Source organism: Pseudomonas sp. 9_2_1, from assembly GCF_059295275.1.
Genome location: NZ_CM181239.1, coordinates 3,569,757 through 3,591,461, shown reverse-complemented (window position 1 = coordinate 3,591,461; position 21,705 = coordinate 3,569,757). Strand labels below are relative to the sequence as shown.

At 60.5% G+C, this 21,705-nt stretch carries 22 protein-coding genes and 3 pseudogenes; 9 read left to right on the top strand and 16 right to left on the bottom strand.

Annotated features, from left to right (window positions below; all coding sequences use genetic code 11):
• Nucleotides 1-30: 30 nt before the first annotated feature.
• The gene (locus AC5O5I_RS16170) at nucleotides 31-192 is read left to right on the top strand and encodes a hypothetical protein (protein WP_172224637.1); all 162 of its coding nucleotides are present in this window, start codon (nucleotides 31-33) and stop codon (nucleotides 190-192) included.
• Between the two features lie 102 nt (nucleotides 193-294).
• Here the strand turns inward: AC5O5I_RS16170 and AC5O5I_RS16165 are convergent, their stop codons facing one another.
• Nucleotides 295-834: a type 1 glutamine amidotransferase domain-containing protein gene (locus AC5O5I_RS16165; protein WP_494511131.1), complete on the bottom strand. Its 540-nt coding sequence runs from the start codon at nucleotides 832-834 to the stop codon at nucleotides 295-297.
• A gap of 204 nt (nucleotides 835-1,038) precedes the next feature.
• On the opposite strand from AC5O5I_RS16165, the gene AC5O5I_RS16160 reads away from it, so the two are divergent.
• Entirely contained in the window at nucleotides 1,039-1,329 is a 291-nt protein-coding gene (locus tag AC5O5I_RS16160; RefSeq protein WP_256676303.1) for a hypothetical protein, read from the top strand.
• Nucleotides 1,330-1,572: 243 nt separating this feature from the next.
• On the opposite strand, the gene AC5O5I_RS16155 is transcribed toward AC5O5I_RS16160, so the two are convergent.
• The 5 genes from AC5O5I_RS16155 to AC5O5I_RS16135 form a co-directional block, all read right to left on the bottom strand.
• Nucleotides 1,573-1,932, bottom strand: a complete 360-nt coding sequence (locus AC5O5I_RS16155; RefSeq protein ID WP_172224646.1) for a cupin domain-containing protein — start codon at nucleotides 1,930-1,932, stop codon at nucleotides 1,573-1,575.
• Entirely contained in the window at nucleotides 1,929-2,522 is a 594-nt protein-coding gene (locus AC5O5I_RS16150; RefSeq protein WP_494511130.1) for a GNAT family N-acetyltransferase, read from the bottom strand. The genes AC5O5I_RS16155 and AC5O5I_RS16150 overlap by 4 nt, the downstream gene beginning before the upstream one ends.
• 66 nt (nucleotides 2,523-2,588) lie before the next feature.
• Nucleotides 2,589-2,777: an IclR family transcriptional regulator C-terminal domain-containing protein gene (locus AC5O5I_RS16145; protein ID WP_218584495.1), complete on the bottom strand. Its 189-nt coding sequence runs from the start codon at nucleotides 2,775-2,777 to the stop codon at nucleotides 2,589-2,591.
• A 161-nt stretch (nucleotides 2,778-2,938) separates the two neighbouring features.
• Nucleotides 2,939-3,364: a potassium channel family protein gene (locus tag AC5O5I_RS16140; RefSeq protein ID WP_172224652.1), complete on the bottom strand. Its 426-nt coding sequence runs from the start codon at nucleotides 3,362-3,364 to the stop codon at nucleotides 2,939-2,941.
• Between the two features lie 323 nt (nucleotides 3,365-3,687).
• A complete protein-coding gene (locus tag AC5O5I_RS16135; RefSeq protein WP_172224685.1) occupies nucleotides 3,688-4,971 on the bottom strand; it encodes a DUF2254 domain-containing protein in 1,284 nt (427 codons plus the stop codon).
• A gap of 144 nt (nucleotides 4,972-5,115) precedes the next feature.
• On the opposite strand from AC5O5I_RS16135, the pseudogene AC5O5I_RS16130 reads away from it, so the two are divergent.
• Nucleotides 5,116-5,211 (top strand): annotated as a pseudogene (locus AC5O5I_RS16130) (BCCT family transporter); the annotation flags it as partial.
• An 81-nt stretch (nucleotides 5,212-5,292) separates the two neighbouring features.
• On the opposite strand, the gene AC5O5I_RS16125 reads toward AC5O5I_RS16130, so the two are convergent.
• From AC5O5I_RS16125 to AC5O5I_RS16095, 7 genes and pseudogenes are all read right to left on the bottom strand, one after another.
• Nucleotides 5,293-5,709, bottom strand: a complete 417-nt coding sequence (locus AC5O5I_RS16125) for a DUF1850 domain-containing protein (RefSeq protein WP_172286205.1) — start codon at nucleotides 5,707-5,709, stop codon at nucleotides 5,293-5,295.
• Entirely contained in the window at nucleotides 5,706-7,733 is a 2,028-nt protein-coding gene (locus AC5O5I_RS16120; protein WP_172224658.1) for a TRAP transporter permease, read from the bottom strand. The genes AC5O5I_RS16125 and AC5O5I_RS16120 overlap by 4 nt, the downstream gene beginning before the upstream one ends.
• 27 nt (nucleotides 7,734-7,760) lie before the next feature.
• Nucleotides 7,761-8,711, bottom strand: a complete 951-nt coding sequence (locus tag AC5O5I_RS16115) for a TAXI family TRAP transporter solute-binding subunit (protein WP_172224661.1) — start codon at nucleotides 8,709-8,711, stop codon at nucleotides 7,761-7,763.
• A 104-nt stretch (nucleotides 8,712-8,815) separates the two neighbouring features.
• The gene (locus AC5O5I_RS16110) at nucleotides 8,816-10,270 is read right to left on the bottom strand and encodes a TrkH family potassium uptake protein (protein ID WP_172224664.1); all 1,455 of its coding nucleotides are present in this window, start codon (nucleotides 10,268-10,270) and stop codon (nucleotides 8,816-8,818) included.
• Between the two features lie 151 nt (nucleotides 10,271-10,421).
• Nucleotides 10,422-10,639, bottom strand: a pseudogene (locus AC5O5I_RS16105) (IclR family transcriptional regulator domain-containing protein); the annotation flags it as partial.
• Between the two features lie 99 nt (nucleotides 10,640-10,738).
• Complete coding sequence (locus AC5O5I_RS16100; RefSeq protein WP_172224667.1) at nucleotides 10,739-11,404, bottom strand: RraA family protein; 666 nt, start codon at nucleotides 11,402-11,404, stop codon at nucleotides 10,739-10,741.
• A gap of 89 nt (nucleotides 11,405-11,493) precedes the next feature.
• Nucleotides 11,494-12,393: a LysR family transcriptional regulator gene (locus AC5O5I_RS16095; RefSeq protein ID WP_172286207.1), complete on the bottom strand. Its 900-nt coding sequence runs from the start codon at nucleotides 12,391-12,393 to the stop codon at nucleotides 11,494-11,496.
• A gap of 151 nt (nucleotides 12,394-12,544) precedes the next feature.
• Here AC5O5I_RS16095 and AC5O5I_RS16090 point away from each other — a divergent pair.
• The 6 genes and pseudogenes from AC5O5I_RS16090 (at nucleotide 12,545) to AC5O5I_RS16065 (ending at nucleotide 19,234) form a co-directional block, all read left to right on the top strand.
• Nucleotides 12,545-13,889, top strand: a pseudogene (locus AC5O5I_RS16090) (MFS transporter).
• 51 nt (nucleotides 13,890-13,940) lie between these two features.
• Nucleotides 13,941-14,603, top strand: coding sequence for an RraA family protein (locus tag AC5O5I_RS16085; protein ID WP_172224676.1), 663 nt, complete (start codon nucleotides 13,941-13,943; stop codon nucleotides 14,601-14,603).
• Between the two features lie 296 nt (nucleotides 14,604-14,899).
• A complete protein-coding gene (locus AC5O5I_RS16080; RefSeq protein ID WP_172224679.1) occupies nucleotides 14,900-16,012 on the top strand; it encodes an MFS transporter in 1,113 nt (370 codons plus the stop codon).
• 27 nt (nucleotides 16,013-16,039) lie between these two features.
• Nucleotides 16,040-16,696, top strand: coding sequence for an alpha/beta hydrolase (locus AC5O5I_RS16075; protein WP_172224682.1), 657 nt, complete (start codon nucleotides 16,040-16,042; stop codon nucleotides 16,694-16,696).
• Nucleotides 16,697-16,822: 126 nt separating this feature from the next.
• The gene (locus AC5O5I_RS16070; protein ID WP_172287565.1) at nucleotides 16,823-18,178 is read left to right on the top strand and encodes an MFS family transporter; all 1,356 of its coding nucleotides are present in this window, start codon (nucleotides 16,823-16,825) and stop codon (nucleotides 18,176-18,178) included.
• A gap of 12 nt (nucleotides 18,179-18,190) precedes the next feature.
• Nucleotides 18,191-19,234: a hydroxyacid dehydrogenase gene (locus AC5O5I_RS16065; RefSeq protein ID WP_172287563.1), complete on the top strand. Its 1,044-nt coding sequence runs from the start codon at nucleotides 18,191-18,193 to the stop codon at nucleotides 19,232-19,234.
• A gap of 52 nt (nucleotides 19,235-19,286) precedes the next feature.
• On the opposite strand, the gene AC5O5I_RS16060 is transcribed toward AC5O5I_RS16065, so the two are convergent.
• The 3 genes from AC5O5I_RS16060 to AC5O5I_RS16050 form a co-directional block, all read right to left on the bottom strand.
• Nucleotides 19,287-19,856: a TetR/AcrR family transcriptional regulator gene (locus AC5O5I_RS16060; protein ID WP_172232676.1), complete on the bottom strand. Its 570-nt coding sequence runs from the start codon at nucleotides 19,854-19,856 to the stop codon at nucleotides 19,287-19,289.
• Between the two features lie 184 nt (nucleotides 19,857-20,040).
• A complete protein-coding gene (locus tag AC5O5I_RS16055) occupies nucleotides 20,041-20,856 on the bottom strand; it encodes an HpcH/HpaI aldolase/citrate lyase family protein (RefSeq protein ID WP_172227345.1) in 816 nt (271 codons plus the stop codon).
• Nucleotides 20,853-21,695 (bottom strand): HTD2 family dehydratase, encoded by an 843-nt coding sequence (locus tag AC5O5I_RS16050; RefSeq protein ID WP_172227346.1) that lies wholly within the window; start codon nucleotides 21,693-21,695, stop codon nucleotides 20,853-20,855. The genes AC5O5I_RS16055 and AC5O5I_RS16050 overlap by 4 nt, the downstream gene beginning before the upstream one ends.
• Nucleotides 21,696-21,705: the final 10 nt, after the last annotated feature.

The window sequence follows — 21,705 nt, the reverse complement described above, 5'->3', positions numbered from 1 at the left end:
CCCGACCACAGTAAGGGGCAGGAGATCAGCATGAACAGAGAAGACCAGGCCAATTCGCGCAAGCCGCAAGCGCCGACCAGATCCAAAGGGGAGGAGGAGCGCGACAATGATGCCCATCGTCCTGATGGTTCTACCGGTACTTCCCATGACTCCACTGCGCAGAAAACGGCACGTGACAAAGGGCATGAATGAACTGGAAAAAAACCGATAACGCAGGGGTCAGGCCCGCCGATTGGCGAGCCTGTCTTTATCAGAAAATCGGCTTGCCGCGCGTGGCACTGATATAGCTGGCTTTCATCGCGCTAAAGCCTTGATCAGCTGCTCATTGAATGCCGGAATGTCATCCGGTTGGCGGCTGGTGATCAGGTTGCCATCCACCACCACCTCTTCGTCGACCCATGTCCCGCCGGCATTGCGAATATCGTCCTGCAGTGTCTTGTAGCTGGTCATGCGTTTGCCGCTTACCAGGCCGCTCGATACCAGCAGCCAGGCACCATGGCAGATTACTGCCAGCGGCTTGCCTGCCACGTCATGGCTCTTCACCAGTTTCTGCGCGGCGGGGATGATACGAATAGTGTCGGAATTCTGCACGCCGCCCGGCAGTACCAAGGCATCGTAGAGATCGAGTCCGGCACCTTCGAAGGTTGCATCTACAGGGAATTCGTCTGCCGGCTTGTCGTGGTTCCAGCCGCGCACAGTACCCTCTTTCTCGCTGAGGACATCGACCACGGCGCCGCTACTTTCCAATGCCTCCAGCGGCCCAGTCAGTTCCACCTGTTCAAACCCATCCGTGACCAGGAAGGCCACGCGCTTGCCATTCAGTTGAGCACTCATCGTCTGATCTCCGTTAACGTCAAACCTCCAATTGGGGCTGTTGCCTGGCCTGGAAAGTTCCTCAGTAATGCCGGACCGCCAAGCGTTCGCCAGGCTTCATACATAATCAGCCGCCATAATCCGCCCGCCGGTGATTGCGTTGCCGCTTCGCTGCGCTATGGTGAGAGCACCCCACAAATAAGACTAAAGTCGTAGGAGGTCGGCATGCGGATACGCGGTGATGTGTTTTGGAAATGGGCAGATCCAACGCTCCACCACAGGTCTCACGACGAAACATTGGATGATGGCACCACCATGGATATCCAGGTGCGACTGTCGCGCACCGGCAATACCCAGTTGTTCATCGGGGTGTATGCCGGGGCGGGGATGGCGCTCCATGAAGAAGCGTTCGACTCCCGGCCTGGCGAGTCGATGACCAGGGCATTGGCATGGGGGGTAGGGCGCGCCAGGTGTCTGGCCACCCATCAAATGCCTTTCGAGCGGCAAGTAGCGTAATCGCTCTGCGCTCTCAGTGATGGCGGCGGCAACCTGGCCGCCACTGATATTGGCCAGCGCCGTCTCGCTGTAGCCCGAGCGGCCGCTGGGCCAACGTCTTGATGAAGAGGTTCCAGCTGGAGTCCTGCAACCGCGCATCGACAAATCTGTCCTTGCGCAATGGCCGGGTGAAGGCAAGTTTCCGATCACTACGGCATCATGCAAACCGTCATCGCCTTGTGCTCCATGAAACGAACCCCGTACCTAGTTCGCGGGCAACAAGATCACGAAGTTCTTTTTCATGTCTTCCAGCACGGTCCATTTGCCCTTGGCGCCCGGTTCGATAATGAACGTGTCGCCAGCGGCCAGTGTGACGGGGGCGCAACCCTCCAGCTCGATGACGCAGCATCCACTCAGGACGTGGCAGAACTCCCAAACTTTATAATCGATGCGCCACGCTCCAGTGCTGGCTTCCCATTCTCCGGAAATGCGACCTTGCTGTTCATCGTGATAATACTTGGACGTCAGCGTGTGAGGGGTGCCCTCCACCACTTCTTCAAAAAAGGGCAGGTCGCGCACCGGTTGAATATCCAGTTCGCGGAACACGGTCAGTTTCTTGATCATGGTTTTTTCTCGAGCAGGTTGTGGGTAGGGCGGTACATCAAATAAGCCTCACCGGTTACGCCCAGCATCGGGTGCGGAACGATCTGGCAGGTTTTAACAATCTCAAAACCGTGCCGTTCGTAGAAGCGGCGCGCACCGTGGTTTTCTGCATAATCGATCAGGCACAGCCCATGCAGTCCACTGTCCTCAGCGCGCTGCTGGGCGTGGCGAAGAAACTGGACGCCCAGCCCCTGGCTGCGCCAGTCCTCATCCAGGGCCAGGCTGGATATGTACAACGTATCGGGTATTTCCATGTCGGAATAGGGCGCGAGGACCGGGTCGGTCTCGACAGGCCTGTCAGGAATCGCGCGCAAGGCGTAGCTATGCATCATGCCGATGACGCGCCCTTCAAAAGTGGCCATCAGGCAGTTCTTGTAGGAAAAGTCGCCCTGCTCCCTGGCGTAGCGAGACGTACCGATACTCAGCGATGCTTCTCCAGGTGCGGCGAGCTTGCTCCATATGTAATCGGCCATGCCCTCCGAAGTCAGTTGAAAGAAGCGCGCGATATCATGCGCGTCCGAGGCTTGAGCGGGCCTGAAGTCGATAGGCATGTGTAGTGTTCCCAGGGGGATAGGGTGGTTAGTCTTGAAGGGCTACGCCTTTGACAGGGCGGTAGGTTAGGCGGTTTGCACGGTTCCCATCATGCTCTGGGCGAACACCGTCGGCACGGCGTGCGACATGCGTGAAGTGGCTCGGTGCAGTAACGCCACGAACTTCTCCGTAGTACCCTCGGGATCCATCACGGCATCTGGGCCCGACAGATTGATTGCAGCCGTTACTTTTCCCCTGTGATCTCTGATAGCCATGGCAATCGCGGTCTGGCTATCTCATCGCAGACGCCATCGTCGATCACCTCCTCATGTAGGGCTCGCGCGGCGGCCAGGAATCCACCCAGGGTGATAGGCTGCCTGCCGGTTCTGGTCGACCGTCATCAACTGGTCGAGCATGGCTTCATCGGGCTCCTTCTTCATTTGGTTTTCCAGTACTTCTGCATTTCCAGAAAAAGGAACGAGGCGGTCCAGGTGATCAGCACCAGGCCCGTCAGCGCCTGCAGGCCGGTGAGGTATTTGAGGTGGCCGGTGGGGACGATGTCGCCGAAGCCTATGGTGGTGTAGGTGGTGAAGGAAAAATACACGCAGTCCAGAAAGCTCCCGTCGAAATTTCCGCTGAGCGTCCCCCAGCCCTCGGCATGGGCCATCAGGTAATAAGCCAGGGCGAAGCACCAGACTTCCACGGCATGGGCCAGCAACGCGCCCAACACCCCCGCGACGATACGGAACCGGTTCCACAGCCTCAGGCGTGGTAGCCAGTCGTTCAAGCGCAGCAGGCATTCGTAGTGGATGACCACCACCAGGATAACGATCAACATATTGATCAGTGTGACAGTGAGCATCATCGTTACTCGGGACGGGGTCGCAGGGTCAATGCTAGCTCACGCCTGGCACCGACCAGGCTGCACGCTCGACGACATCGCGCTCGCGCGGCAAGTGGCTGGGAATCGTGTCATCCGCTCCGATTGGCTCGGTGATTGGCGAACAAATAAGCGCAGTGCGGTTTCGCAGCGCCGAACACCGCGAGCACATGGGTTAACGTACCTAACGGGTCAACCAGTCATTCGGCTAAGTCGCCCATTTCGGTACGGGTCGCCGCCTACCAGCATTATCGCTGTGATCTTTGGTGAGATTCGACGACTCAGAGAATTGGGTTTACCCTGACTCAGTGCACCCCTATTAGTTCGACAGCAAGAGCGCGGAGAGCGTCCTTGTCCTGTTGAATCAAAAGTCCACTGTCCGCGTGTTCAAGCAATCGCTTGGCATGCCGGCTGCTTGAGGATTGAAAAACACGGGGGTTAATCTGCGCCAAGCAGGTAAGCGCTTTGATCAAGCGCACGTTCACTTCTTGCAGCGCGGCGCCGTCCCTGCTGATCGGTGCAAAGAAATCATCGAACAAATCATCTACCCTCAGGGTGCGAACATGTACCTGCGCGCATTCGCTAGCCTGGCTCTGTGTGACAGCCTGCAGTCTGCCCCAACACGTGAGGGATCGAATGCCACGGCCAATGATGTCGATCGCCGTACCTGGATCGTTCACTGCCGGAGACAGCGCCCGCGAGGCGATCTCCGACAGCACTGAAAGCCCGAAACGCGGGTCGTGTTCGAAGGTTCTTCTGAGCCCGATGGTCAAGGCTGCGATAATCTCGAGGTCCAGTGCATCATCGACATCGGCCGGCTCACCGTTCAAAGCCAGGACTCTTGCCAACACCATTCCCTCATGAACGAAGGCCCCTGGCAGGACTTCAACATAAATACGGACCTTGGCGTCGGTTGCAATCTTGCCCAGAGAGAGAACATCGATGTGCTGTACATACCCCGTTTCACTGCTTCTCAAGGCATGTGTAGATTCAGGTAGTACGAAGCTGTCAGGGTAGGCCGCGCCGCCCAGGTGGGGATGCTCGACACGCTGCTGGATGGCTTTGATTACTGCCCTTTCGACACGATCGATCGTTTCGCCCACGCGCCCTAGTTTGGAAAGATGATCAATCCAGCGCAGCAACGTGTAAATGATCAGGATCACGACTGCAATCGTAACGGTGAAAAGCAGCACGCGACCTTGGGTACCGTAGGCGCCAGTGCTCAGTGCAATGATACCGACGAGACTGAACAGAAACGACCCGATAAAAGTGGCCAGCGCGTTCTGGGTCGTCGCGTCCTCCATGACCAGCGAAGTGGCACGTGGGGTTACCCCACTGCTGGCGGCACTATAGGCCGACACCATGGTGCTCAGCGAGAACGTTGTCACAGCAAGCATGCTTGACGCGATGATGCCCAGTATCTTGTCAACTGCGTCCGCGCCGATGCGCGCAGGCAAAGTGGCCGGCACCGCATCCTTGAATACCACGGCCAGAAGCGCTGTCACCACCCCCAGTAGCGAGAAGAGTGTCGCTCTGAACCAGAGGCGTTTGGCAATCCTCGTAGCCAACCAATGCCACCGAGCTATCATTAAGGTCTCCTTCGCCGAGGGAACAGTCCGACGCTTTGGCGTACTGCCAGAGTAGCCTTTTTCACGTGCAGGCTGCTTGAGCTTCAGCTTGCTCCACACACCCCAGGCCAAGCCAAGCGCGGCCGCGATCACCGAAGCCGATAGCACTTCCCGTTCTCCAGCGTCGTTTCGTTGATCGCGATGCTGATGGTTGTGGTGTTTTTTGTGACGTCGGCGGACTCCGGTGCGCTGGTAGTGGATAACATCCTGGATCAGTACGAGCGCCACCTGCATTACTTGCACGTGGTGTGCTGAAATGGATTCGGTCCTGGTCTGGCGCAGTCAGGGCAGGGCGGTTCGCCTGCTGTCCAAGGGCGGACTTTCACAGGACCAGAAGTCTACGGCAGCAATGCGTTCGCTCGGCGGTCCTAACCAATAGGACAGCGGCTGGCACCAATCTGTCGTGCAGACTTGGTAGTCGCCAGCCTCGGGCGTCCGCCCAGCGTGCAAAGGCTGCAGCGGTGGTAAGTCGCGATGATAATGCCAAGTTCCGTCGCGCAGTTGAGCGTCGTCCGGAATTTCCATGCCGGCTCCGCTGCCTTTGACGCGGGCCTCTACCAGCAACAGGCCAGCCTGGGTCACGTGGTAATCCTCTTCCCAGCGGACCTTTTCGATACTGTGCTGCCAGGCCAGAGTAAAATCCTGTAGTGGCAGGCTGGCCCAGACCACGCCGGCCAGCCCAAGACAAAGGCTGGTCATGCGGGCTGCCCAGAGGCTGGCCGACTTCGCCAGTAGTGCCAACCCAGCACTGCCGTACCCAACGCAAAACCGGCCTCATCACTGATGGGCGCGGCGAGTATCAACGACACACCAGCAGCGAACGCCAATAGACGCTCCCACCCGGGCATGGGTGCCCGCAAATGCCCAATCGACGCACATCCCCAAAGGACTATCGCGAACACGGCTTTGATCACCATGTACAGCGTGGCGCCCAGGCTTTCGCCTTGCATCATCAACGCCGGGTCATACACCGCCATGAAGGGCACCACGAAGCCGGCCAAGGCAATGCGCACTGCCCAGAAGCTGATCAACAGCCCCTTTTCCTTGGCAATCGGGGCGGCGGCAAAGCACGCCAAAGCCACTGGCGGTGTCAGGTCGGCCAGGATGCCGAAATAGAACACGAACATGTGCGAGACGATCAGCGGTACCCCAAGTTCCAACAGTGCGGGGGCGGCAATGGAACTGGTGATGATGTAGTTGGGGATGGTCGGGATACCCATACCCAGCACCAGGCAGGTGAGCATGGTCAATACCAGCGAGAGGAACAGGTTGTCTCGCCCCAGGTCAAGAATGTATCCGGCAAACGTGGTGGCCAGGCCGGTCAGCGAAATGATGCCGATAATGACGCCGACCAGCGCACAGGCAATACCCACCGGCACCGCATGACGGGCGCCTTCCGCAAGGGCCATGACGCATGCGCGCAGGGTGGCGCGACCGCCTTGGACGAAGCAGCACGCAATGGCCAAACAGGCAATGACCAGTAGGATCACGCCGATCCCCATGCGGAAAAAACCAGAGCACAGTATCCCCAGCGCAACCCAGAAGGCCGCTCGCAACCATGTCTGGTGGGCGCGCAGGATGATGGCCGAGCCAAGGATGACGATCGCGGTCAGGGCCAGGCCGACCATTCCTGAAAACAAAGGCGTTCGTCCGGAAAACAACAGCGCGACCAGGACCATCAGCGGTACCAGCAGAAACCAACGTTGTCGCAACGCGTCCCAGGCACTCGGGCATTGCTCACGAGGCAAACCATGCAGGTGGCTGCGCCGAGCCTCCAGGTGAACCATCCAGTAGACCGAGCCAAAGTACAGCAATGCCGGGATGAGTGCGGCTTTCGCTACCTCGGCATAAGGCACGTTGATCGTCTCGGCCATGATGAACGCTACCGCGCCCATCACCGGTGGCATCAGCTGGCTGCCCATGCTTGAGGTCGCCTCGACGCCACCGGCGAATGCAGCTTTGTAGCCGAAGCGCTTCATCAGCGGAATGGTGAATTGCCCGGTGGTGACGACGTTGGCCACGCCTGAGCCGGTAATGGTCCCCATCAGTGCTGAGGAAAACACCGATACCTTGGCCGGCCCCCCGCTTCTATGGCCGAACAGCCCCATGGCGAAATCGGTAAACAGACGAATCATGCCCGCTTGTTCAAGGAAGGCACCGAACAAAATGAACAGGTAAATGTAAGTGGCTGAGACGTAGGTGGGTGTGCCATACAGCCCCTCGGTGCCAAAGGCCAACTGATTGACGATCTGATCGAGGCCGTAGCCTCGATGCGCAAGTTCTCCTGGCAAGTATTGACCGAGCAACCCGTAGGCCAGAAACAGGGCGCAAATGATGGGCAACGCTATGCCCATGACTCGCCGCGCTGCCTCAAAGACCAAACCAGTCAGCAACAGGCCCGCGGCCAGGTCACTGCTCGTCAGCTCACCGGAGCGTTGAATCAGGTCGCCTTCGAAGTGCCACTGGTAGGCGGCAGTCGCCATTCCCGCAAGCCCCAGCAGCCAACCGAGAGGTTGCCACGGCCGACGGTGACCCACGAACGAATAGCTCAGGTACACCACCAGCAACAGGAACCCCAGGTGTACTGCACGCAGTACTTGGGTGGAAATCAGGGGGAAGGCCGCTGTGGCGATCTGGAACACCGAAAAGGCCAGCGCCACGGCAAAAAGCGTGGCAGGCCAACGATCGGTGCTGGCGTGAAGACCTTGTTGGGTATCACTCATGCGCTGCTCCATGGCTTGAGGATGTCATCAGGGGAGCAGGTTTTTCTCCTTGAAGTACCTTTCTGCTCCAGGATGTAACGGAATGGGCAGGTTCTTGGCCGCATTCTCGGTCTGGATATCTTTCGCTGCAGCGTGGGCTGTGACCAGGCGTGGAAGATTCTCGAAGATCAGCTTGGTCATCTGATAGGCCAGGTCATCGCTGATATCGGCGCGGGTCACGAGGATGTTGGTGATCGCGGCAGTCGATACGTCTGCACTCTGGCCATCATAGGTGTTGGCAGGAATGGTGGCGGGCTGGTAGGCGTTGTTGCCGATCTTGGTCACGACGTCAGCCGGGACAGGCACGAACACGACTGGCAAGGTAGCGGCCAAATCACGGATAGCCGCTTGACCGAGCCCTGAGGACTGGAGCGTGGCGTCAAGTTGACGGTTTTTGATCAGTTCGACGGACTCCGCATAGGGCAGGTACTCGACTTTCCCCATGTCTTGGTAGGTAAGCCCTGCGGCTTTGAAGATGGCGCGTGCATTCAGCTCTGTGCCGGACTTGGGCGCTCCAACCGAGACGCGCTTGCCCTTGAGGTCCGCCAGGGATGTGATCCCCGACTCCTTGCTGGCGACGATCTGGATGTAGTTGGGGTAGGTGCCGGCGATGGCCCGGAGTTTCTTCAAGGGCGTTTTGAATCCAGCCTCTGCGTCGCCCTTCCAGGCATCCGCCACCGAGTCCCCAAGCGCGAATGCCAACTCCCCTCGACCGGCTTGTAGCAGGTTGAGGTTCTCGACCGACGCCTTGGTGGCTTGCACGGAGGTCTTGCTGCCCTCGATGCCATGGCTGTAGAGCTGTGAGATGCCTACACCTATCGGGTAATAGACACCGCTGGTGCCGCCTGTGAGGATGTTGATGAAAGTCGGTGCGGCCTGGGCAGCAGCACAGACAGCAAACAAGGTGCTGGCCAAAGCCAGGCGAAGGGCTCGGTTCATGGCGTCGTTCTCCGCTTGTTGTTGTTCTTCCTGCGCCAGTAAACCTAGAACGAATATGCAGCCTCTGCCCAATTTTATGGCTGATTGTTTGTATGACGTCTGCTCTAGAATCGCCAGAAAGCTGGCGAGACGAGTACCAGCACGGTGAGGATTTCGAGCCGTCCAAGCAGCATGCCGACCGTCAGCAACCATTTCGCAGCGTCCGGCAACGAGGCGAAATTACCTGCTGGACCGATAAGTGTACCCAGACCTGGTCCAACGTTGCACACGGCGGTAGCGGCTCCGCTCAACGCCGTCGTCCAGTCGAGCCCTAGCAGAGAGAGGCCAAGGGCAATGACCGCGATGGTGACTGAGAAGAAGAACGAGAACGTCAACAGTGAGCGCACGATCTCTTCATCGATGGGGTGCCCATTGTATTTCTTCGAGATCATTGCCCGTGGATGGATCAACTGTTTCAGGCTGCTGACTAGCAAGGCCGCGGCCACCTGGAAACGGAATATTTTCAAACCGCCGGCAGTAGAGCCCGAGCAGCCACCGACGAACGTCAGGTAAAAGAACAGCATGATGGCGAAGCTGCCCCAGAGCGTGTAATCACCCACGGCGACGCCCGTGGTGGTCACCACCGAGGTCACATTGACCGCAGTGATACGAAACGCATCCCACCAGGGCAGGTCGCTGTGCCAGCAGAGCCAGGTTCCGACCGTGAGCCAAACGAAGACTAGAAAACCCAGGAAACCACGAACTTGATGGTCCTTGAGCAGGATGCGTCGATGGCCACGCAGCGTGGCGACATACAGGGTGAAGGGCAGGCTGCCGAGAATCATGATGACCACGGCCACCCAATGCACCGCAGGCTGCACCCAATGACCTAGCGAGGCATCCGAGGTAGAGAAGCCGCCGGTTGAAATCAGCGACATCGAATGATTGATGGCTTCGAACGGGGTCATACCGGCAGCCCACAACGCCCCTGTCCCCAGTGCTGTCAGGGCCAGGTAGACCAGCAGGATCATCTTGGCTGCCACATGTGAACGCGGCGTCACTTTGTCGGACCAGTCCGAAGACTCGGTCTGGAACAGGCGCATGCCGCCCACGCGCAGCAGTGGCAGGATCGCCACGGCCATGCCGATAAAGCCGATGCCCCCCAGCCAGTGCAGCAAAGAACGCCAGATCAGCAGCCCCGGCGATGCACTGTCCAGGCCGGTCAGCACCGTCGAGCCGGTGGTGGTGATTCCCGACATGGTTTCGAAGAACGCATCCGTGTAACTGATGTGCCGAATGAACACCATCGGTAGGGCCGCACATGCGCACACGATGACCCAGCTTGCCGTCGTGAGGAAATACATGTCCCTGGCCCGCAACTGCGGTGTGTCCGGGATGCCGCGAGCTACCATGACCAGGCCGGCGCACAGAATGATGAGGCTCGACCAGGCGAAAGCGCCGAGGTCGTCGCTGCGGTCATACAACAGCAGCGTCAGCATCGGGATCACCATGCTGACGGCCAGAGTAATCAGGAATACACCAATGATGAAGGCGATGAAACGCAATGCTGGAAGCGGCATTGAGTAAGCTCGTTAGGACAGTGCCGGCAGTATTGCCTGCTGTCCGGAAATGTCGAGTAAAAATGGCGTAAAGTCGTGGGATGGAATTGGCTGTCTGGTGCGTGCTGCCTATGACACAGGGTTTCCACGGTCCTGCCACACGATCCAGTCATCAGTCTTTGACATATTCCAGTTCGGCGCTGATCTTTCCGCTGCATTCCCGCTGTAACGCCACGAACTTCTCCGTAGTACCCTCGGGACCCATCACGGCATCTGGGCCCGACAGATTGATTGCAGCCGTTACTTTTCCCTGTGATCTTTGATAGCCATGGCAATCGTGGTCGAGTAATCCGGACGATGCAGCACCCATCCCCGCGCTCTATCACCCTCAGAGGCAGCGAATCTCTTTAGCTTCCTGACAAGTCTGGAATAAGCAGTGACCGTGGCGGTCAGACGGTCCGCCACGGGAGGGCTGATCGATAGCGGGTTTCAATCCGCCAACCCGGCCTTTTCCAGCACCTTGTCCAGCCAGGATTGATCCACAGCTCCAGTGGCGATTTCAGCCTTTACCCGCTCTTCATGGGCTTGATGAGCATGGGCCTGAGCCAGCACCTGCTCGGCTGCCGCGAGGGGGAACGCCACGACGCCATCCTCGTCACCGACGATGATGTCACCCGGGTTCACCAGCATGCCGCCAACCGACACCGGTACGTTGATTTCGCCTGGGCCAGTCTTGTAAGGGCCGCAATGCACGACACCCCGTGCGTAACAGGGGCTCGAACGGAATGAATCCACATCACGAATCGCGCCGTCGACGATGAACCCCACACAGCCGCGTTGTTCGGCGTAGAGCTTGATGAGCTCGCCGATCACCGCATTGTTGGTGTCACCCTGGGCGTCGATCACCAATACGTGACCCGGCTCGAGCAAGGTCAGGGCCTTGTAGATATAGAGATTGTCACCGGGCCGGGTCTTGATGGTCAGTGCGGTACCCACCAGTTTGCCCGTTGTGTTGTAGCGGGTCAGGCCTCGGGCACCAATGTGGCGGCCGAGGTTGTCGCTGATGTGCGGGGTGACCACCGAAGCGAAAGCTTCGATGACTGACGCGGGGGCCAGAGCAGGTGAAGCGAGGATGCGGGACCCGGGTAATAACATGTTCAATCTCCTGATCAAGGGGTATGCGCCGATGTTAGGAGAGAACAGGCTTTGCTTTTAGCGATATTTTTTTATCAGAAATCATCGCCTCAAGTGATGATTAGCTGGTCGAAATTACAGGTTTGCTGGGCGAGACGGGCCACTTCGACCGTCAGCCCCTGGTAGCGGTCGGCCCTGTGAACGCAGACGTAGTTGATGGCTGGCAATGGCTGCTGCGTGTGGATCACCTTCAAGCGCTCCTGGGTGATAAGCGTGCCCATGCAGGCGAGCGGCAGGTAGCTGATGCCCACACCTGAGATGGTCAGGCCGACCTGCGCCACGAGGTAGTTGCTGGTCAGGGTCTTGCCAAGGCGAATGTCGTGTTCTGCCAGCCAGCGCTCGTAGGTCAGGCCGGTCCCTGAGCTGCCGCCCTGCGTCAATACGGTGAAGTTCGCCAGCGCATTCAGGCTGATGGCGCCGTCGCCTGGATACAAGGCGGGTGCACACATCCAGGCGTTCTCTACGGCCTTCAAGGGCGTGCTGATGAAGCGCGGATCGTGAAAGATGTCGGGCACGACGATGAGGTCCATCTCATCGTTTTCCAGCCGCCGCAACAGGTCGGTGCTGAGTTCGATGGAAGGCTCGAGGTCGACCCGTGGGTAGGTCTGATGTATGCGCTCGACCAGCGAGGGTAGCCAGGTGAGCGCGGTGAGTTCCGTCACCCCAAGGCGAAACCGCCTGATCAGGGTTTCCTTCGAGCTGATGCGTTCGAGCAAGTCGTCACGCTGGCGCAGCATGTCCACCGCGCAGCCATGCAGTTCGATACCCTTTTGCGTAAGCCGGGCAGTGCGCTTGGAGCGATCGAAGATCGATACGCCGAAGGCATCCTCCAACTCCTGGACTCGTTTGGAAATCGCCGACTGCGACATGTTCAGTTTGGTGGCGGCGGCCTCGAAACTGCCCAGCTCGACAATCCAGTAAATGGCTTCGATCTGCTTCAGGGTGATCACGTTTATTACCTCCGCAGGGCTGCTGTCTAGGGCGAGTGGGATTCAGACTGTCCACCAAAAGCGATGATTTGAGTTGAGTTTTTGTCGCTTTTTTTCTTGTATCACCGTGCCTAGATTACCCGCGAATTACAACAACAAGGGTGTGCACATTATGTTGACCGCTGAAATAGTCCATGCCAAAGGGCGCAGCAGTTACCGCTGGATCGTTGCCGGGATGATTTTTTCCATCTACACCATCGCAGCGGCGGACAGGGCCAATCTCGGTGTCGCGCTGCCGTTCATCCGGCAGGAATTCGAGATGAGCAACGCCCAGGCCGGCGGCCTCATGAGCCTATTCCTGCTGGCCTACGCACTGGCCCAGATCCCGGCCGGTTTGGCGTTCAGCAAATACGGCGTAAGCCGAATCCTGCCCGGCGCAATGATCATGACCTCGGCGCTGACCGGCCTGGTCGGCACGGCAGGCTCGCTGTTGGCATTGAAACTCTATCGCCTGGGCCTGGGGGTGGCGGAGGGCCCGTTACCGATCAGCATGACGACCACCATCAACAACTGGTTCCCGCCCCGGGAAAAAGGCATCGCCTCGGGCATCTTTCTGTCTGCCGTGAAGTTCGGCCCAGTCATCGTCCCGCCCCTGTGCGCCGTGATCATTTCGGTGTGGGGGGGGGGTGTTCTACTTCTTTGCCGTACCCGGGATCCTGCTGTCAATCGCCTGGTACTTCATGGTTGCCGATCACCCCTCCAGGAGCCGCTTCGTTAACCAGGCCGAGTTGGACTACATCAGCGAGCCGGCAGGGACCGGCGGCACCGGAACCGCGGCAAGCAATACCGGGCGACCTGAAGTACGCAGCTTTGCTCGGCTGGATGCCTTCATTCGTCGACGCGAAATACCGCAGCTTGAAACCCGTCGCCAGGTGTTCGGCTCCTGGCAGATATGGGGCAGCGCGCTGAGCTACTGCTTCCAGCTGGGCGTGTCCAGCGTGCTGCTGGCCTGGATCCCGACTTATCTGATGACCGTCAAGGGCTTCTCGGTAATGAACATGGGCCTGGTCTCGGCAGCGCCTTGGGTCGGCGCCGTGTTGGGCAACCTGCTGGGTGGCTACTGCTCGGACCGCTTGCTGGCCGGACGGCGCAAGCCCGGGATGCTGCTGTCGGCCCTGGGTACCTCGGTGATGATGTACCTGTTGATCAACTCGCCTGCCGACCCATTGGCCTATGGGCTGCTGCTGATGGCCACGGGTGTGGTGCTGAGCCTGGGCTTTTCGTCCTATATGGTTTACCCAATGGCGCTGGCCAGCAAGCAGACCTTCCCGATTGCCAATGCCATCGTCAACATGGTTGGCCAGTTGGGCGCCGCAGCCACGCCATTCCTGACCGGTCTATTGCTCGACAGCTACGGCTGGAGCTACGTCTTCTCCTACCTGGCGATCGGTTCGTTCGTCAGTTTCGTGTTGCTGCTGACCATTATCGAGCCGGTCCCCAGAACGGCTGAGTCCTGAGGTCTTGCGCTGCACAATCTTTTATTTGATCACCGTACCAAGGAGCTGCTGATGAATACCGAAGACAAAGAACTGGTTGCGCTGTTCGAGGGCCTCGATACCCCCGGCGTATCGGATGCCATGGACAAGCTGGGCCTGCCAGGGCACTGTTTTGGCGTGATGCCGCTGGCCGATTACAAGCAAGTCGTGGTCGGCCCTGCATTCACCGTCCGCTATGTGTCCGCTAGCGTACCTCCCGGTACCGTGGGTGACTTCATCGAAGAGGTGAGCGAAGGCGATGTGGTGGTGATCGACAATGACGGCCGCACCGATTGCACCGTCTGGGGCGACATCATGACCCAGTACGCCGGCTCGCGAAAGATCGCCGCGACAGTGATCGATGGCGTCTGCCGCGATGTCAGCAAGGCTCTGGGTGACGGCTACCCGCTGTTCACCAAGGGCCGTTTCATGCGTACCGGCAAGGACCGGGTCGAGGTTGGCGCGGTCAACGAGCCGGTGTCCATCGGTCAGGCGCGGGTCTGCGCTCGGGATATCATCGTGGCCGACGCCAATGGCGTAGTGGTGGTGCCACGCGGGCGTGCCGGTGATGTCGCCCAGCTTGCCCGCCAGATCGAAGCCGTGGAGGCCGATATCCGCGCCGCCATCAGCCAGGGCAAGACCTTGAAGCAGGCCCGCGAGGACCTCGGTTACCACACCCTGCAGCGCAAAGGTTAAGCGCCTTTGGCAGGCCCGCTTCGCGCGAAGCGGGCCTGCTGGATTGGCCGCTATTGAACGCCGCATCACCGCTCTTTCCGGCATGGCTGAAATGCCCGGATTCAATAGCAGCCGTTTGCCCATACCATTAGACTTGCGCAGCCGCACTATGCGTTTTGCGCGCATCAGTGCCCCTCTACACGTTGGCGACGGTAAGCACCGACGTCGATCTCCTGCGCACATGAAGGCCGTTTGTGAACGCTGCTCTATGTCTCCCCGGACCCATCGGCATCCTTTGCCTGGGGGTACTCCAGATCATGGTCTGGGGTGGGTCTTTCTTTCTTCTGGCAGTCATGGGCGAGCCGATCCTGCGCGAGACCGGGTGGGATGGCCATTGGGTCTACGGCGCGCTGTCGCTGGGCTTGATGGTGTCTGCACTGCTGGCGCCACTGTCGAGCCGCTTGGTCGCGCGCTACGGTGGGCGCCGGCAGTTGGCCGCGAGTGGAGTCGTGGTGGGGGCGGGGCTGTTGCTCGTCGCCAACGCACACAGCCTGCAAGTGTTCCTGCTGGCCTGGGTGGTGATTGGCGTCGGCATGGCCATTGGTCTTTACGAAGCCCTGTTTGCCACCCTCGGCGCCTTGTATGCCGAGCGGGCGGGCAGGGCGATCACTGGCATCACCTTGATTTCCGGTTTTGCCACCACGATCACTTGGCCGCTGGTGGCGTACGCCATCGACCAGTTCGGCTGGCGGGTCACCTGTACCGCCTATGCACTTATGCTGATTGTCGCGGTCGCGCCGCTTTACCTCTGGGTACTGCCTGCGGGCCCGCACGGGGCCACAAGCAAGCCTGTGGCGGCGGCGACCGACGTCAGCGTCGACCGGCGTTTGTACCTGTTGCTCATGTGGATCTTCGCGTTCGGTGCGATCATCATGACCGCTGTTTCGGTGCAACTGGTGGCAGTGCTGCAGGGGTTGGGCCATAGCCTGGCCACGGCAATCGCGCTGAGTGCGCTATTAGGGCCCAGCCAAGTGGCTTCGCGCGTGCTGCAGATCGTCGCCCGCAAACGACACCCGATCTGGACCGCCCTGGTGTCTTCAGTATTAGTGGCGGTGGGCGTGGCACTGGTTGCCCTGGCGCCTGGCGCAACGGCACTGGGGTTGTTGCTCTACGGCTGCGGCAACGGCCTGCGGGCCATCGTCCGGGGTTTGCTGCCTCTGGCGCTGCTGCCGCCGGCGCAGTACGTGGCGCTGATGGGCAAGATGTCGCGGCCTTCGCTGATCGGTCAGGCGCTGACGCCGCTGGTCGGTGGCTACCTGCTTCAGCAGTTTGGCGCCATGGCTGTGCTGGCAACACTCGCTGCCTTGGCCGTCGTCAATGTCGTGCTGGTGCTGCTGGTCATGCGCTCACTGCCGGGCCGGCCCGTGTGAACGCCAACCATCGAGGAGACAATTGCAATGTCACAATTGGACCGTGAAGAGCTGCTGATCGATGGCCCAGTGGGCAAGCTCCACCTGCTGCTCGATCATCCATCAACCTCAGCGAAGGGGGTGGCTATTGTTAGCCATCCGCAACCACTGTTGGGCGGCAGCCCCCGGCACATCGTGCCAGTGACCCTTGCCCGGCAGTTGTGTGCCAGCGGCTGGCTGGTGGTGCGGCCGAGTTTTCGTGGGGTGGGGTCAAGCGAGGGCAGTCATGATGGCGGCATCGGCGAGACTGCGGACAGCCAGTCGGTGCTCAAGCACATGGCTGGAATCATGCCAGGGCGGCCCATCGCCTTGATCGGTTTCTCTTTCGGCGCCCATGTGTTCGCAAGGCTGGCCTGCGCATCGGTCGGAGAGTTCGACGCCTTGGCCCTGCTGGGGCTGCCGGTCGGCGATGTACCGGGGGGCCGCCATTACCCGGCGCCGGACCTGCCCGACGATTGCCTGCTGGTGCACGGCGAGTGTGACCAGATGGCGCCCCTGGTCAGCCTGATGGACTGGGCCGCTGGCGAGCACCGCCGCGTATCGGTGTACGCCGGCGCCGACCACTTCTTCAAAGGCTGCCTGAGCCGGGTCGCAGAAGAAGTCTGCCGCTATCTGCAGGACAAACTGCCCGAAAGCCCGGTGTAGATGGCCATGCCTGCCAGGCATAGCTGTTAGACCCGAGGCGCCTCTTCCCCCAAAACGAAGCTATGCAAAGCTGTACCCGAGTTGGCACAAAAATAACAACAAGGGTAAGCGATCATGAATGCAGACATGAGCACGGCACGTCCGTTGACGCGCAAAGAGCGTACAACCGCAATTGTGGGCGTGTGTTCCGGCAACCTGGTGGAGTGGTACGACTTCTTCATCTATGCCTACACCTCCATCTACTTCGCATCACTGTTCTTCCCCGCTGGCGACCAGACCAGCCAGCTGCTGGCGACGGCCGGCATCTTTGCCGTCGGCTTTTTCATGCGCCCGCTGGGCGGCTGGATCTTCGGCTATATCGCCGATACCCGGGGGCGCAAGATCTCGATGATCATCTCGGTGTTCATGATGTGCGGCGGCTCGTTGATGATCGCGGTGATGCCCACGTATGCCACGGTGGGTGTCGCCGCGCCGGTGCTGCTGGTGATCGCGCGGCTGATGCAAGGGTTGTCGGTGGGCGCCGAGTACGGCACTGGCGCCACCTACATCAGCGAGGTATCCCGCGCCGGGAAGCGCTCGTTCTACGGCTCGTTCCAGTACATGACGATCATTGCCGGGCAACTGCTGGCGCTGCTGACGGTAGCGGTACTTCAACTGGTGCTGTCGGAACAGGACCTGAAGGCCTGGGGCTGGCGGGTGCCGTTCCTGATCGGCGCGCTGGCTTCGATCGTGGTGGTCATCCTGCGCCGCACCATGCGCGAGACAGCCACTGAAGCAGGGATGAAGAGCAAGGAATCCGGCTCGCTCCGGGGCCTGATGCAACACCGGCGCGCGGTGCTGCTCACCTTCACCATCACCATCGGCTGCTCGCTGTACTTCTATACCTTTACCGCGTACATGCAGAAGTTCCTGGTAGTGAGTGTCGGCATTCCGGCCCCCACGGTCAGCATCATCATGGCTTGCGCATTGGTGATCTTCATGCTGGCGCAGCCGGTGTTCGGCATGCTCGCAGACAAAATCGGCGTGCGCCGCAACATGATCTTGTTCGGCCTGCTGTCCACTTTCCTGGTTATCCCGTTGCTGTCCGCGATCAAGACAGTGCAGGACCCGCTCGCAGCGTTTGGGCTGGTGCTCGCCGGTTTGCTGATTGCAGCTTTCTATACACCGGTCACCGGGGTGCTCAAGGCCGACTTCTATCCACCGACTGTGCGCGCACTGGGTGTGGGCCTGCCTTACGCCGTAGGGGCCGCGATGTTCGGCGGTTCGGCCGAGTATGTGGCGCTGTCCTTCCGCTCTGTGGGAATGGAGCAGTACTTCTACCTGTACGTGGCGGCCATCGGCGCCATCACCCTGGTGTCGGCCTTGTTGATGCCAGACCTGGGCAAGCATGGTTATCTCGATGGCGACGGCAAGGTTGAGGAGAACATCGGCGTACGCAAGTTCATGGGGCGTAAATCCCTCCCTACCCACCCCAGCCATTGAGGCGAGGCGAGCATGACTGCTGAAAGGAAAAAGATCGTGCGCTTCGACGTCTGGTATCACCCGGTGATGGCCCAGACGTTCGAGGCTTCGCCAGGTGTCGTGCTGCAAACCGTTGCCCGTGACCAGTCGCCTGGCGTCATCCTGCAGGCGCTGCGCAGTTGCCAGGTGTTTCAGATACCCTCGGCGCGGGACGAGCTCCCACCGCAGTGGCGTATTACCGAGGCGCTGCTCGGGCAGTTGCCTGACCTGCTTTGTGTCTCTACCAATGGTGCAGGCTTTGACACGGTGGATGTCGAAGCCTGCACTCGCGCGGGTGTCCTGGTCGTCAACCAATCGGGCGCCAACGCCCAATCGGTGGCCGAAGCCACGGTGGGGTTGATGATCGATTGCGCGCGGCGGATCAGCGAATCGGACCGGCGCTTGCGCCGGGATCGCGGCTTTTCTCGCGAAGACCTGATGGGTAGCGAGTTGTGCGGCAAAAGCTTGGGTCTCATCGGTATCGGTGAGATTGGTACACGTGTCGCGCGCATAGCCCAGGCCCTGGGCATGCAGGTCCTGGCCCATGATCCCCTGCTGAGCGCGGAACAGATCGGCCAACGGGGCGCTACCAGTTGCACGTTGCAGAGCCTGTTGCAGCACAGTGATGTAGTCTCGCTGCATTGCCCACGTCTGGCCTCGACCTTGAACCTCATGAACGCGTCGGCTTTCGCAGCGATGCGCAAAGGGGCTGTATTCATCAACACTGCACGTGGCGGCTTGCATGACGAGGTCGCCCTTTATGACGCGTTGGCCTGCGGCCATCTTGGCGCTGCGGGAATCGACGTTTGGGACCAAGAGCCGCCTGCGCTGGATCATCCTTTGCTTGGCCTTGAAAACGTGGTCGGCCTGTATCACACCGCAGGCGTCACGCGCGAGGCGCGCAAGCGCATGGGCGCGTGGGCGGCAGAGCAGATTCTGCAGTTGCTGCGCGGGGAGCCGGGGCCACGCATGGTCAATCCGCAGGCGTTTGAAGCGTTCCGGCAACGGCTAAGGGGCAAGGATCATCGCGATACCTAGTACCGCTTGCAGCGTGCTCTGGCGGGCGCTGTTCCGCCAGAGACGGCTTAGGTCAGTGATCGGGCTGTAGCAAGGCATTGCACATCCGCAAGATGTGCTGCTCGATCCAATTTTCATCGAAGACCGTATTGCCAACCCGCAGACTGTTGCCGCTCTCGATGATCGCCAAGATGGCAACGACAGTTCGGGCAGGGTCGCTCACGCGGTACAGGCCTAGAGCGCACCCCCCCTCGATAATCTGGCGGAGTGGCTCGGCCAGTTGCCCCATTGCCCGCTCCAGCCAGAGCCGGTGGCGGTCGTCCAGGTGCCTGACTTCGTGACGAAGGACCATCTCCTCCTGGGGAAGGGCCACTTGCCGTGCCAGCGCAAAACGCACATAAGCATGCAGAGATTGAGGTTGGGCGCCGTTTTCCCAGGCCTGCTTGCGGCGTTCGATGATCTCCAGCACCACATTGAGCAGCAGATCCTGTTTGCAATCGACGTGATGGTAAAGGCTGCCGGGAAGAATGCCGACGCGCAGGGCCAGCTTTCTCATGGTCATGGCGGTATAGCCAATCTCGACCATCAGTTCGGTTGCAGCCTGGGTCAGGGAGGAGGGACAGGCACGGGCGGCTTCAAGCATAGGCCGGCAACCTCGAAAGTGCTCGCAGCACCTGGCAGAGCAGGCGTTTGCAGTGGCGCCGGGGCCGGGGTGTACCAGTGAGCAGACACATGTGGCACCTCTCTGGATAGGTGCCCCCGGTACCGCTCACCGCTGCGCGTCAGAACAGAGGTGGTGTGCGGTGCCGGGAGCGATAACGGAGGCTTCAGCCGGCTTGGAGCAGCATGGCCCGGGCGCGAAGGATCACGGGGGCGTCGACCATCTGGCCATCGAGGGTGAATACGCCGGCGCCAGTTTCAGCGTGTTCAACCACCCGCTGCGCCCAGTCCAGCTCGGCTGCCGAGGGCTTGAGCGCGGCGTGAATCACGTTGACCTGGCCAGGATGGATGCACAGAGCGCCGGCAAAGCCCATGTCCCGGGCGAAACGCACCTGGCGCTGCAGCCCGTCGGTGTCCTGAATGGCCGGGAACACGCCGTCCAGCGGCGCGGCCAGCCCGGCGACCCGGCTGTGCAGCAGCACCGCGTAGCGGGCATGGCCCAGCACCTGTTCGGCAGCGGCGCTGCCGGTGTTCAGCCCGAGGTCCAAGCCCAGGTCCAGGCTGCCGAACGACAGCCGATCGACGCCTGCTGCAGCCGCCAGGACGGGCAGGGCAGCCAGGCCCTTGGCACTTTCGATAATCGGCCACACCGCTTTGCCGGTGGCATGCACGCGCTCGATCTGGCCGACGGTTTCGGCCTTTGGCAGCAAGATGCCGACGACCCCGGCGTGGCGCTGGCACAGCGCCAGGTCGGCCTCATGGGCCCAGTGGCCTGGCGCGTTGACGCGCACCAGCACCTGGGCTTGGGATTGGTCGCGGAGAAACAGCTCAAGGTTGTCGCGCGCTTGTTCCTTGAGCGCTTCTTCAACGGCATCCTCGAGATCGACGATGACGCGGTCGGCGCCGCTGGCCAGGGCCTTGGGAATGCGCTCTGGGCGGGTGGCCGGTACAAACAGCGCGCTGCGTACGATTTCAGTATTCATGAGCGTGCCCTCTGGACGAATTCAATTTCGCCTACCTGCGCCTGGCCTGCCGGATTGCCCGCCCAGAGCTGCGCTTTGCCGTCGCCGGTCAGCCGTCCGCCGACCTCGAACGCATCCGGGCAGATCAGCGGGCGCACACCCCGATAGCTGAAACGGCGTACGCTCAACTGCGGATTGGCCCGCACGAAGGCGCGAAGGTTCAGCGTGGCGATCAGCGGACCGTGAACCACCAGCCCCGGGTAACCTTCGGTTTCGGTGACATATGGCCAGTCGTAATGGATGCGATGACCGTTGAAGGTCACCGCCGAATAGCGGAACAGCAGGGTAGGATCTGGTTGAACGTTTTCACTCCAATCGCCGTGGGGCATCGGCTCGGTGCCGCCAAGCTTGGGTGGCGAGGGCTCGCGGTAGACGATGTCCTGTTCTTCGACCAGGGCCCGCTGCCCATCCTGCACGTACTCATGCTGCACGGTGACGAACAGCAGGGAGCCGGTGCGCCCGTGCTTTTCCTCGACATTGAGGATGGTCGAGCGGCGGGATACCTGGGCATCGACCCGCAGCGGGCGCATGAACTCCATGCGCCCCCCGGCCCACATGCGGTTGCGGTTGTCCGCCGGCGGCAGAAAACCGCCCCGGGCTGGGTGGCCGTCGCCACCCAGCCCGGCCGCTTCGACCGGCTCCTGGAAAAACGCCCAGTGCCAGAGCGCGGGCAAGGCGTCGCCAGGGGCGGGAGCCGGCTCGCTCAAGGTAGCGGCAATACGCTTGACGAGGTTATGGCTGATGCGGTCATGGACGGTCTCGCTGCGGCCGATCCATGTTTGGAGTGCGGGTGAGCTCATTTTCTTATTG